The organism is Rhizobium sp. RU36D (assembly GCF_900176345.1).
In the GTDB taxonomy this organism is placed as follows: Bacteria; Pseudomonadota; Alphaproteobacteria; order Rhizobiales; family Rhizobiaceae; genus Allorhizobium.
Genome location: NZ_FWXU01000010.1, coordinates 69,494 through 82,350, shown reverse-complemented (window position 1 = coordinate 82,350; position 12,857 = coordinate 69,494). Strand labels below are relative to the sequence as shown.

Genomic DNA, 12,857 nt, shown 5'->3' with positions numbered 1-12,857 from the left:
CCCCTCAAGGGCAGAGTGCTCAGTGCGTGTCAGTCAGCGCTTGACCAGCGTCGCGACCGCTTCGACATGCGGCGACCAGAGAAACTGGTCGATCGGTGTGACACTCTTCAGCTTGTAGCCGCCTGAGATCAGGATGGCGAGATCGCGGGCAAGCGTCAGCGGATTGCAGCTGACGGCGACGATCTTCTTGACGGCGGATTTCGCCAGCTCGTGGCACTGCGCTTCGGCCCCGGCGCGTGGCGGGTCGAAAACGACGGCATCGAAGGTCTTCATCTCCTGCGCCATCAGCGGGCGGCGGAACAGGTCCCGGCGCTCAATGCTAACGGGCTTCAGCCCCTGGGCATGGCGCGCCGCATGGTCCAGAGCCTTGACTGCCTTGTCCTCGAACTCGACGGCATGGACCTGGGCCGATCGCGCCAACCGCAGCGAGAAGCTACCGGAGCCGGCAAACAGGTCCGCCACGCGCTTGGCCTTGCCGATATGGGCCGACGCCAGCGTTGCCATGGCCTCCTCGGCCGCGAGCGTTGCCTGGGTAAAGGCGCCTGGTGGAATGACCACCTTGATGCCGCCGAAATCGAGCAGCGGCTTCTGCGGTTCGATGATGATTTCGCCGTTGAGCGAGACGCGGGCAATGCCGCGCAGCGCCAGCACGGTCTCCGTCACCGCACGCCGCTGCTTGTCCGCCGCCTTCACCCCATCAATCGCTATGTCGAGCCCCGTCAGCGTTTCCAGCACTGTCATGCGGAACGGATCGGCACTGGCGCTGATAGCGCTGCCGATCTGGCGGATGGCCTCAAGCCTCGCAACGATGCCGGGCGAGGCGATGGGACATTCCTCGATCGGCACGATGTGATGGCTTTCGGCCTGATTGAAGCCGAGCAGCAATTCCTTCTCAGTCCGTCGCGCCGCCAGCACCACCCGCCGGCGCTCGCCGGGGCTGGCGGTGACGAGCGGAGCGACATCCGCGTCGATGCCCTTGGATTTAAGCGCCGAAATCACCAGGTTTCGCTTGAAATCGTTGTATAGCGGCGCCGACATATGCTGCAGCGAGCAGCCGCCGCAGGTGCCGCCCTTCCCCTCGGGGCCGAAATGGCGGCAGCGCGGGGTCACCCGCTCCGGCGAGATGGTGCTCATCGACATAATGGTGCCGCGGTCCTTGACGCGCGCGACGGAAACCGTCTCGCCCGGCAGCGCGAAAGGCACATAAAGCGGGCCATCCGCTCCATGCACCAGGCCATCGCCGGCCGCACCGAGACCCTGGATCGTGACAGTGAGCGCGCTCATGCCTCATCCCCCTCGGCATCGTCGTCCGGTTTCACGCCGGCCAGCAGGAATTCCTCGTTGCCGTCGCCGCCGGCGATCGGCGAGGGGATGAGCCCGAGGCTCGTCCAGCCCATTTCTTCCGTCAGCCAGCGCTCCAGTTCGGCGGCCACGGCCGGCGCTGTTTCCGGCTCCTTCAGCAGCCCCGCCTTGCTGATCGCATCGCGCCCAGCCTCGAATTGCGGCTTGACCAGCAGCAGGCAATGAGCGCCCCGCTCGGCCATCTCGAGCGCCGGCGCGATTGCCAGTTTCAGCGAGATGAACGAGACGTCGGAAACGACGAAGTCAAAAGACCTGTCGTCGATATCCTCGGGCTCCAGATAGCGGGCGTTCAGCCCCTCGATATTGGTCACCCGCGGATCGGCGTCCAGCCTCGGATGAAACTGGCCATGTCCGACGTCGATCGAGATGACCGAGGCCGCGCCGCGCTTCAGCAGCACTTCGGTAAATCCGCCTGTCGAGGCGCCGATATCGATGCAGTCGCGACCTTCAGGATCAAGGCCGAAATGGTCGAGGCCCGCCACCAGCTTCAGCGCGGCCCGGGAGACGTAATCCTGTGCGGGATCGTCGATTTCGATGGTCACATTGGCGGGAAAGGTCAGGCTCGGCTTGGTCACCACCCGCCCGTCCACGCGCACGGTGCCACGCTGCACGGCATCGCGCGCCCGCGAGCGGCTGGCAAAAAGATCAAGGGCGACCAGAAGCTGGTCCAGGCGCTGGTTTTCAATGGGATTTGACATGGCCTGTCAATGGCGGTCCAGGCGCTGCGATGCAAGCATTTTGTTGGCCACCGGTCGCGATCACGCGTCTGTGAGGTTGGTTAGTTGTTTAAAATATTAGGCTTTAGGCACTTATTAATCCGAATCGATATTATGCTGATTATTCAAGGGTGCCTTGATTTGTTTCTTCTTTGATCACGGTCGCCCGAAACTGGTTCTGCAGAAATCCCGGAGATATCCTATGAAAAGACCGACGATCAAGACGGCCCTTATCAGCATGGTTGGGTTGTTGACTGCCGCTATTCTCGCCCTATCGGTTATGTCCCTCTCCGGAATGTCCCGGCTTCAAGCCAATACAACTGAGATTGGCGAATACTGGATGCAGCGCATGGTCACCGCCCGCGAGATCAAGGGCAATTTCAATCTCATTCGTCTGGGCTATGCCAAGGAATTGCTAGCGACGACACCAGAGGAAGTGGCGGCTGAAGTCAAATTCATCGCAGACCGGAAGGCCGACATGAACAAGGCCATCGCTGATTATGACGCCGGTGTCCGGACGGAAAAAGGGCGCCAACTCATTGATGCGGTGAAAGCCGAAGCCGGCAAGTATCTGCAGATGGCCGAAGGCATGGTAAAGCTGCAGGCAGAAGGCAATCTCGCCGAGGCCGTTGCTCTTTTCAAGGGTGACATGGCAGCCCAGACCGGCGTAGTGAATGCTAAAGTCGACGAACTCGTCGCCTATGTCATTGAACGCGCCGGTGGCTATGTCACATCCAGCGAAGACACCTATGCCAATATGATCCTGTTGATGATCGGCCTTGGCGCACTTTCCGCCATCATTGCCATCGGCTCGATCCTCTTTGCCATCAAGGGCGTCGCAAACCCGGTCAATCGCATCACCGACGCCATGAAGAACCTGTCGAGCGGCGATACCGCCACCGAGATCCCGTATTCCGGCCGCCAGGATGAAATCGGCGATATGGCGTCGGCCGTTGAGGTCTTCCGCCAGAATGCGATTGCCAACAAGCAGTTGGAAGACGCCGCCGCTGTGGCGCGTGGCGAAACCGAGGCCACCCGCATTGCAAACCAGCGCCGTGTCGAAGAGGAGGCCCAGAAGCTTCGCTTTGCGACGGAAAGCCTTGGAGATGCGTTGCAGCGCCTTGCCTCCGGTGACATTTCCTTCCAGCTGAACGAAGCCTTCGCCGCCGATTACGAGCCGCTGCGCCAGAACTTCAATGCCTCCCTGCAGCAGCTTGCCCAGACCATCGGTTCGGTCCTGAATACGGTCACCAGTATCGACAGCGGCACCCGCGAGATTTCCGATGGCGCCAACGACCTGTCGAAGCGCACCGAGCAGCAGGCCGCCGCCCTGGAAGAAACGGCCGCAGCCCTGGACGAGATCACCGTCAACGTCCGCAACTCCTCGCAGCGCACCGAAGAAGCCCGCAGCGTCGCGGTGCTCGCCAACCAGAATGCCGCCAAGTCTGCACAGGTCGTGTCGCAAGCCGTCGATGCGATGAAGCGCATCGAGGATAGCTCGCAGCAGATCTCCAACATCATCGGCGTGATCGACGAGATCGCCTTCCAGACCAACCTCTTGGCGCTGAACGCCGGTGTCGAGGCAGCGCGTGCTGGTGAAGCCGGCAAGGGCTTTGCGGTCGTCGCCCAGGAAGTGCGCGAACTGGCCCAGCGCTCCGCCCAGGCGGCCAAGGAGATCAAGGCGCTGATCACGGCCTCGAGCACGCAGGTCAGTTCCGGCGTGTCGCTGGTCGGCGAGACCGGCACGGCGCTGAAGGCGATCGGCGACTATGTCGTGCAGATCAACGGGCTGATGGATGCGATTGCGGTCTCGGCCCGCGAGCAGTCGACGGGCCTGGCAGAGGTCAACACGGCGGTCAACCAGATGGACCAGACGACGCAGCAGAATGCGGCGATGGTGGAGCAGTCCACCGCGGCCTCGGCTGCCCTTGCCTCGGAAGCGGCGCGCCTGCGCGAATTGGTGGGCCAGTTCCGTCTGCCGGGCGGTCATGCCCAGCCAGCCCTCGCGGCGTCACGCCCGGCCTCGCGCCCGCAGGCCAGCCAACCTGCCCGCCGCCCCATGCCGGCGGTCGCCGGAAACACCGCGCTGAAGGAGGAATGGTCGGAGTTCTAAAGCCCCGACTGCTCCCCACAGGACAATTGACCGAGGCCGCGTATCCACAGATTCGCGGCCTCTCTGTTGTGCTGGAAAGGCCCTGATATGGCCATGCCACCAGATTGACTCATCCCGGGAATGGCCTCTAATTCCGCAAAGGCTCGAAGCGGGTGATTGAAGGGGGATATCGGCGATGAGAAAGTCTGTCTTGGCGTTGTTGGCAGCGCAGCTTTTCGCAATGCCAGTCTGGGCAAACGATACGACGGCGGTTCTCGATGCCGGCGGGTTGGTCTTCACCCGCCAGGAAAACATCGCCATGGAAAGCGAGGACCTGTTCATCTCCGAAAAGGAGGTCCGCGTCGACTATGTGTTCCGCAACGAAGCGGAGACCGACCTCGAAACGGTCGTTGCCTTTCCCATGCCAGAGATCGGCGGCAGCATGGAATTCATGGGCGGCATGGATGACACAGAAAGCGACAACTTCATGGGCTTCACGGTGTCCCAGGACGGCAAGCCGATCGAGCCCAAGCTGCAGCAGCGCGCGACCGTCAGCGGCATCGACGTGACCGACGACATCGTCGCGGCCGGCGTATCCCTGATGCCGGTCAGCCAGAAGGCGATCACCCAGATCGCCAACCTGCCCGAGGCGGTGCAGAAGGACTGGGAGACCCGCGGCATCATTGTCAACGCCGCCTATAGTTCGGAAGGCGCCCCGGTGAAGCCGGAATATTATCCGCTCTGGACGCTGAAGTCGGTCTTCTGGTGGAAGACGACGTTTCCGGGCGACTCCAAGGTTTCCGTCAGCCATCGCTACCGCCCGAGCGTGGGTGGCACCGTGGCCATGGTCTTCATCCAGGATGGTAAGCCGACCGATTTCTATAATGAATACAAGGAACGCTACTGCATCGACGATGCCTTCATGAAGACGGCGGCAAAGCTGGAGAAGGAGCAGAACCCGGATGCCGGCAAATATTATTTCGAGCGCTGGCTCTCCTACATCCTGACGACGGGTGCCAACTGGTCGGGACCGATCGAGAAGTTCAAGCTGACCGTCGATAAGGGCAGCCCCAACCATTATATCAGCTTCTGCGGCCAGAACGTGAAGAAGGTCGGCCCCACCACCTTCGAAATGACGGCGACCGATTTTTATCCGGAAAAGGACCTGCATATCCTGCTGGTGGTGCCGACCGACCTGAATTGATTCCGCCAAGCTAATATTTTAGTTTACGCAAACGTTTCGTTAGTCACGTCGTGGCAATGTGCGGCGGATTGCCGGACACGCCTCTCTTGACCGGTGCGCCATGACGGCAGCGCCCCGGGCCGAACCGCATCATGTTCCTCCTCCTATCCGCGCGCGGGCATCTGCGCGTGCGCGGTCGCTTGTCCTCCCAAAGCGAGAAAGTAAGGCGACATGTCTCTCAAGAACGTCTCCCTGAGCCACAAACTCATCCTCACCTTCTGTGCCATCATGGCCGGCTGCTTCGTGGCATCCGCCGTTGTGTTCTGGCAGGCCTACAACGCCAAGCAGGCGGCCCTTGCTCAGCAGCAACAGGAAAAGATCCTGATCCTTTCGGATAACGCCCTGGAATCCATGCTCGAGCAGGCGGTCAACCAGCGCGGCTTCCTGCTGTTTCGCAGCGACAGCACCTACAAGGACGTCTTCGCCCACCGCGAAAAAATGCTGAACTACATCGCCGAGGCAAGGCAGGTCGCCGCTGGCGACGCCACGCTGATCGCCGCGCTCGATGCGATGAAGAACGCTGCCGATGTATTCCACAAAGAGTTGACCGAGCCGCAGCTCGCCGCCCGCAAGACGACGGAAGCCCCGATTTCCGAGATCATCGAGATCGGCCGCAACGCCTCGAAGGGCCAGCTTGACGCCTTCCGCGAGGCGGCCGCCAAGATCAAGGCCTATGTCGCCGAAAAGTCGGCCCAGAACCACCGGGCGCAGGAAAGTGCCCATGCCAATCTGGAACTGGCATTGTTGCTGGGTGGCGCTGTCGCGGGCGGTGTTGCCGTTGTGTTGATCTGGCTGCTGTCGCGGTCGATCGTCACGCCGATCGTCGGCATGACCGACGCCATGTCACGCCTCGCCGATGGCCAGCACGATATCGACGTTCCCGCGCAGGATCGTGGCGACGAAGTGGGCCGCATGGCAAAGGCCGTCATGGTGTTCAAGGATGCCGCCGTCGAGAAGCTGCGCCTTTCGGGCGAAACCGATGCCATGCGCCGCAAGTCGGAGGAGGACCGACGCGCATCGGAAGCGGAGAAGGCCCGCGAAGCCGAGGAGGTATCGTTTGCCGTGCAGGAACTGGCAGCCGGCCTGGCCGCGCTCGCCGATGGCAATGTCGGCGTGCGCATCGACAGGGGCTTTGCGCCGCAGCTCGACGCGCTGCGCGTCAACTTTAACAACTCGCTGGAAAAGCTGGAACAGGCACTCAAGACCGTGGGCGACAATGCCGCGGCCATCAATGCCGGCGCCGCGGAAATCCGCGCTTCGGCCGACGATCTCGCCAAGCGCACCGAACAGCAGGCCGCCTCGGTTGAAGAGACCGCAGCCGCGCTGGAGCAGGTGACGAAGACGGTCAAGGATACCGCCAAGCGCGCCGAGGATGTCGGCCAACTGGTGGCCAGCACCCGCGAAGGCGCCGAGCGCTCCGGCAATGTGGTGCAGAACGCCGTCTCCGCGATGACGCAGATCGAAAAATCCTCCGGCGAAATCGGCAACATCATCGGCGTGATCGAAGACATCGCCTTCCAGACCAACCTGCTGGCGCTCAATGCCGGCGTAGAGGCGGCGCGTGCCGGTGAAGCCGGCAAGGGCTTTGCTGTAGTTGCCCAGGAAGTTCGTGAGCTCGCCCAGCGGTCTGCCAAGGCGGCCAAGGAGATCAAGGCACTGATCTCGACCTCCAGCGCCCAGGTGGAAGCCGGCGTGGCCCTGGTCGACGAGACCGGCACGGAACTGCAGAAGATCGTGGTTGCCGTGCAGGAAATCAGCGGCCATGTCGCGGCCATCGTCACCGCCAGCCGCGAACAGTCCACCGGCCTGCAGGAGATCAACACCGCCGTCAACTCCATGGACCAGGGCACGCAGCAGAATGCCGCCATGGTCGAGGAACAGACGGCCGCCAGCCATACGCTCGCTTCGGAAGCCGGCGCCCTGAACGACCTGTTGCGGCAGTTCCGCTTTGGCGGTTCGGCTACTCACCAGCCCACACGGGCGGCGACACCGCAGCCCGCGCACCGCGCGTCTGCGCCCGTTGCCTCGCCGGCCCGTGCGCTGGCCGGTCGCCTCACCAAGGCCTTCGGCGGCGGTCAGTCCTCTGCCGCTGCGGTCAAGCAGGAATGGTCGGAATTCTGATCCGCTTCTGATCATGGTACCAGATACATGCGGGCCCGGCGTCATGCGCCGGGCCCGTTATATTTTGCAGTCGCCGATGCCTCGAAATCAGGAAAAGCGGAGCGCAGGGAACAAAACCTGGCCTTGAGCCGTATGGGTCCACCGACAACCTGTAGATTTGAGGCGCGCCTACATGACGACCGTCCACGCCGAACCCGTGGTGATGCGGAGCTATCCGTTCTCCGGGATCTTCGTTCCCTTTCCGCTGGTCTGCTTCACGCTGGCCCTCATCACGGACATCGCCTATTGGCAGACATCCCATCTGATGTGGCAACATTTTTCGTCCTGGCTGCTGTTTGCCGGGCTCGTCTTTGGTGCACTGGCCCTGGTCGCGGGATTGATTGATATCTTCAGGCCCAGGACCCGCGGCCTCAGGCCCTCCTTCCTCGCCAGCCTGATCTACATCGTCATCCTCTGCCTCGCCATTCTGAACAGCCTGGTCCATGCCGCCGATGGCTGGCCGGCGGTTGTGCCCAACGGGCTGATCCTGTCGGCCGTCACTTTTGTCCTGATCCTGATCACCGTCACGATCGCCGCGCGCTACCGGGCGCTCAGCTTCTGGAGGGTCGCATGATGCAAGGTCCGACATTCAAAAGGCTGATCCTCGCATCGACAGCCGTTCTGACACTGGCGCTTGCTGGCTGCAGCGATTCCGATGAAGCGTTCGACATCAACCAGCAGATCGGCCCGGATCCTGTGTTGCCGGAGCCGCAGACGGAGCTTCTGCCGGATATGAAGGTCGCCGAGGTCGTTGGCTGGGAGGAAGGCGAGATGCCCGTTGTGGCCGAGGGTCTGACGGTTTCGGTCTACGCCAAGGATCTCGCCAATCCCCGCACCGTCCATACCTTGCCGAATGGCGATGTGCTGGTTGTGCAGGGCAAGTCGCCCAGCGGAAAACCGTTGGAGCGCCCCAAGGACTTCATCCGCGGCCTGATCATGTCCATGGCGCAGGGCGGCGGCGGTGCCTCCAAGGAGAGCAACCTGATCACGCTGCTCAGGGATACCGACCGCGACGGAACGGTCGATGAACGCCATGATCTCTTGACCAAGCTGATGTCGCCCTTCGGCGTCGCCTGGGCCGGCGACACGCTCTACGTGGCCGCCGCCGATGCCATCCTCGCCTATCCCTACAAGCTGGGAGAAACCCAGATCGCAACCGAACCACGGGTCCTGACCCCGCTGCCGGGCGGACCGATCAACCACCACTGGACCAAGGACCTCGCGCTCAGCCCCGATGGCCGTTTCCTCTATGCTTCGGTCGGGTCGAACTCCAATGCCGGAGAGCGAGGACTGGAAGCGGAGAAGGGCAGGGCAGCGATCTGGCAGATTGACCGTCAGACGGGGGCGTCCAAGGTCTTTGCCTCGGGCCTGCGCAATCCCAACGGCCTCGCCTTCAACCCCGAAAGCGGCATGCTCTGGGCCGTGATCAACGAGCGGGATGAACTGGGTCCCAATCTGGTGCCCGACTACATGACCTCGGTGCAGGAAAACGGCTTCTACGGCTGGCCCTGGAGCTATTTCGGCAACCACGTCGATAACAGAGTGCATCCCCCGCGACCTGATTTAGTGGAAAAGGCCCTCGTGCCGGATTACGCCCTGTCCAGCCATGTCGCTGCCCTCGGCTTGGCTTTCACCAACGGCTCCGCCATGCCGGCGCAATATGCCAACGGCGCCTTCATTGGCGAGCACGGCAGCTGGAACCGCACCAGTTTCAACGGATACAAGGTCGCCTATGTGCCCTTTGAAAACGGCAAGCCCGCTGGCATGGCGATTGACGTGGTGACCGGCTTCATCTCCGGCGACAGGGCGCGCGGACGTCCCGTCGGCGTCGGCTTCGATGGCACCGGCGCGCTGCTCGTGGCTGATGATGCCGGCAATACCGTCTGGCGCGTGGCCAATGCGGATGGTTCGACCCTCCCGGAACCCCTGGCGACCGACCAAATGCCCGCCGGCGCCCAGGCCGCCGGCACGGCACCAAGCCCGGCTGACCCGCCGCCCGCAGGTGGGCCGACAACCCCGCCGCAAACCGATATTGCCCCCGCGGCGGTGCAACCTCCGGCTCAGCAGCCCTGATGCCAAAAATAAAACCCGGATCGCCCGTGAACTTACCCCCGAAGTTGGAAACGCAACTTCGGGGGTAAGTTCACGGGCGGTCCGGGTTTCAACGTCGAGAATGTATCGCTCTCAGCCGGCGGCGCCGATGCCGATCGCCTTCTGACCGAGTGCGGCAAACACCGTCTTGACGATCCCGGCGCTGTCGAGCCCGGCCTTGGCATACATGGCTTCCGGCTTGGCCTGTTCCATCCAGACATCGGGCAGGGCGAGCGACCGAACCTTGAGCCCGTTGTCCAGCAGCCCCTCGCTGGCCAGGAAATGCAGGACCTGGCTGCCGAAGCCGCCAACGGCACCTTCCTCGACCGTGACCAGCACAGCGTGATTGCGGGCCAACTGGCGAATGAGCTCGTGATCCAGCGGCTTGGCGAAGCGGGCATCTGCCACGGTGGTCGACAGGCCCGCGGCATCGAGATCTTCCGCGGCAAGCAGGCTGTCGGCCAGCCGCGTGCCGAAGGAGAGCAGCGCTACCTTGGAGCCCTGCTTCATCACCCGGCCCTTGCCGATTTCCAGGATCTCGCCCCGCTCCGGCAGTTGCACGCCCACGCCTTCGCCACGCGGATAGCGGAAGGAGATCGGGCCGGCATCATAGGCCGCCGCGGTGCGCACCATGTGCTTCAGTTCCGCCTCGTCCGCCGCGGCCATGACAACGAAGCCGGGCAGCGATGCCAGGAAGCCGGTATCGAAGGAACCGGCATGGGTTGGCCCATCAGCCCCGACAAAGCCGGCGCGGTCGATCGGGAAGCGCACTGGCAGGCCCTGGATCGCAACGTCATGCACCACCTGGTCATAACCACGCTGCAGGAAGGTGGAGTAAAGCGCGCAGAACGGCTTGTAACCCTCCGCCGCAAGGCCGGCCGCAAAGGTCACCGCATGCTGCTCGGCAATGCCGACATCGAAGGTGCGCTTGGGGAAGAGTTCAGCCAGCTTGTCCAGCCCGGTGCCGGACGGCATGGCGGCGGTGATGCCGACGATTTTCTCGTCATGGGTCGCTTCCTGCACCAGCGCATCGGCAAAGACGGAGGTATAGGCCGGCGCATTTGGCTTGGCCTTGGCCTGGGCGCCGGTGATGACGTCGAACTTGTTGACGCCGTGATACTTGTCGGCTGCGGCCTCTGCGGGCGCATAGCCTTTGCCCTTCTGCGTCACCACATGGATCAGCACCGGCCCCTTGCCGTTGTCGCGCACATTGCGCAGCACAGGCAGCAGGTGATCGAAGGAATGACCATCGATCGGACCGATATGATAGAAGCCGAGTTCCTCGAACATGGTGCCGCCGGTCATGTAGCCGCGCGCATGCTCGACGGCGCGGGTGATGGCGCGATCAACGGTCTTGCCCAGATAGGCGGTCAGTTTCTTGCCGAAGTCGCGGAAGCCCATATAGGTCCGGCCCGAGGCCAGCCGCGCCAGATAGGCGCTCATGGCACCGGTTGGCGGCGCAATCGACATGTCGTTGTCGTTGAGGATCACAATGAGCCGGGCATCGAGTGCGCCCGCATTGTTCAGGGCCTCATAGGCCATGCCCGCCGACATCGCACCATCGCCGATGACGGCAATCACCTTGCGGTCGGTCTTGCTGAGATCGGCGGCGACGGCCATGCCGAGCCCGGCGGAGATCGATGTCGATGAATGGGCGGCACCAAACGGGTCGTATTCGCTTTCCGCGCGGCGGGTAAAGCCGGAGAGACCACCCTCCTGGCGCAGCGTGCGAATGCGGTCGCGGCGGCCGGTCAGGATCTTGTGCGGATAACACTGATGCCCGACATCAAAGATCAGCCGGTCGCTGGGCGTGTCGAAAACCTTGTGGATGGCGATGGTCAGTTCCACCACGCCCAGCCCCGCGCCCAGATGGCCGCCGGTCTTCGAGACCGCGTCGATCATCTCGTCGCGCAGTTCACGGGCCAGTTGCGGCAGGTCGCGGTCATTCACAAGGCGAAGATCCGCCGGCAGCTTCACCTGGTCCAGCAAGGGCGTCTCGGGCATTGATGTCACGGGCTATTGCCTCTGTTTGCTGTGTCTTGGCCGACGATGGCTCGGCGGTTCGATGTTCCGACGAGGCAGGAGCGTTTGTTCATGCGCAATCGAAATGCCCTCCTTTATAAGGCTTAAGCCAATTCACGCAAAGGGTTAAAGCGAGAAAGCCGAGGCGGAGCCATCAGCAGAGGTTGCAAATCCATCGCGCGGCTGCTCTCGGCGCAGATCCGGGTAAAATGATGGCAGAATACCTTGGCGCGCAGGCCTTGCGATCACCCTTGGGGCAGGGGCACGAATTCCTCTTCGTCGCCGGGCACGATGTCGAAACGGCCCGTGCGCCATTCCTCCTTGGCCTGCTCGATCCGTTCCTTGGAGGAGGAGACGAAATTCCACCAGATATGCCGCTTGGAGGAGAGCGCAGCGCCGCCAAACAGCATGACATGGGTCCCCCCGGTGCCACCTTCCAGCGTGATCGCGTCTCCGGGGCGGAAGACCACCAGCTGGTCTGCGGCAAAGCGGTCTCCGGCGACAACCAGTTCGCCTGAGAGAATATAGAGGGCGCGCTCTTCATGCGCCGCGGCAAACGGGAAGCGTGCCCCCGCATCGAGCGTCAGGTCGACATAAAGCGTGTCGGACAGCACGCTGACCGGCGACCGCAAGCCTTCGAAAGCGCCGATGATGACCCGCCCACGCGCGCCCTGGTCGTCGAACTCGGGCATGTTGTCGCGGCCGGTATGGGCAAAGGCGGGGTCGATCTCTTCCTTGTCATCGGGCAGCGCAAGCCAGGTCTGGAGGCCTGAAACGGAAAACGCCGTGCCGCGCAGGTTTTCCGGCGTGCGCTCCGAATGCACGATGCCGCGCCCTGCCGTCATCAGGTTGATGTCGCCGGGACGGATCACCAGTTCGGTGCCCAGACTGTCGCGATGCTTGATCTCGCCATCGAAAAGGTAGGTGACGGTGGAAAGGCCGATATGCGGATGCGGCTTCACGTCAAGCGCGTCGCCCGCCCGCAACACCGCAGGCCCCATGCGATCGAAGAAGATGAACGGTCCCACGAGACGCCGCCGCACCGTCGGCAAGGCCCGCCGCACAGCAAAGCCGCCGATATCGCTGGAACGCGGGATGATCAGCTGCTCAATGGCATCGCAGGCAAAGGCATCACCCGCTTCGGGATCATTTCCGGGAAAAAAGGACATGG

General features: G+C 62.9%; 9 protein-coding genes. 5 read left to right on the top strand and 4 right to left on the bottom strand.

The annotated features are described in order from the left end of the window. Window positions 1–33: 33 nt before the first annotated feature. Together B9A97_RS14400 and B9A97_RS14395 are read right to left on the bottom strand one after the other, a co-directional pair. Window positions 34–1,284 (bottom strand): class I SAM-dependent RNA methyltransferase, encoded by a 1,251-nt coding sequence (locus tag B9A97_RS14400; RefSeq protein WP_084366045.1) that lies wholly within the window; start codon window positions 1,282–1,284, stop codon window positions 34–36. Beyond that, window positions 1,281–2,060, bottom strand: coding sequence for a TlyA family RNA methyltransferase (locus B9A97_RS14395; RefSeq protein ID WP_084366044.1), 780 nt, complete (start codon window positions 2,058–2,060; stop codon window positions 1,281–1,283). The genes B9A97_RS14400 and B9A97_RS14395 overlap by 4 nt, the downstream gene beginning before the upstream one ends. A 220-nt stretch (window positions 2,061–2,280) precedes the next feature. On the opposite strand from B9A97_RS14395, the gene B9A97_RS14390 reads away from it, so the two are divergent. The 5 genes from B9A97_RS14390 to B9A97_RS14370 all read left to right on the top strand — a co-directional run bounded on the left by B9A97_RS14390 (window position 2,281) and on the right by B9A97_RS14370 (window position 9,646). Further along, window positions 2,281–4,191, top strand: coding sequence for a methyl-accepting chemotaxis protein (locus B9A97_RS14390; RefSeq protein ID WP_084366043.1), 1,911 nt, complete (start codon window positions 2,281–2,283; stop codon window positions 4,189–4,191). Window positions 4,192–4,366: 175 nt separating this feature from the next. Beyond that, window positions 4,367–5,374: a DUF4424 domain-containing protein gene (locus B9A97_RS14385; RefSeq protein ID WP_084366042.1), complete on the top strand. Its 1,008-nt coding sequence runs from the start codon at window positions 4,367–4,369 to the stop codon at window positions 5,372–5,374. A gap of 210 nt (window positions 5,375–5,584) precedes the next feature. Then, window positions 5,585–7,534, top strand: a complete 1,950-nt coding sequence (locus tag B9A97_RS14380) for a methyl-accepting chemotaxis protein (RefSeq protein WP_084366041.1) — start codon at window positions 5,585–5,587, stop codon at window positions 7,532–7,534. Window positions 7,535–7,706: 172 nt separating this feature from the next. Then, window positions 7,707–8,147 carry a DUF2231 domain-containing protein gene (locus B9A97_RS14375; protein ID WP_084366040.1) on the top strand — a complete coding sequence of 147 codons (441 nt, stop codon included), beginning with the start codon at window positions 7,707–7,709 and terminating at the stop codon, window positions 8,145–8,147. Continuing rightward, window positions 8,144–9,646: a PQQ-dependent sugar dehydrogenase gene (locus tag B9A97_RS14370; RefSeq protein ID WP_084366039.1), complete on the top strand. Its 1,503-nt coding sequence runs from the start codon at window positions 8,144–8,146 to the stop codon at window positions 9,644–9,646. The genes B9A97_RS14375 and B9A97_RS14370 overlap by 4 nt, the downstream gene beginning before the upstream one ends. A 111-nt stretch (window positions 9,647–9,757) precedes the next feature. Here the strand turns inward: B9A97_RS14370 and dxs are convergent, their stop codons facing one another. Both dxs and B9A97_RS14360 read right to left on the bottom strand, forming a co-directional pair. Beyond that, window positions 9,758–11,677, bottom strand: a complete 1,920-nt coding sequence (dxs, locus tag B9A97_RS14365; protein WP_084366038.1) for a 1-deoxy-D-xylulose-5-phosphate synthase — start codon at window positions 11,675–11,677, stop codon at window positions 9,758–9,760. Window positions 11,678–11,931: 254 nt separating this feature from the next. Then, on the bottom strand, window positions 11,932–12,855 hold the full coding sequence (locus B9A97_RS14360; RefSeq protein ID WP_084366037.1) for a pirin family protein: 924 nt from the start codon (window positions 12,853–12,855) through the stop codon (window positions 11,932–11,934). Between the last annotated feature and the right edge of the window lie 2 nt (window positions 12,856–12,857).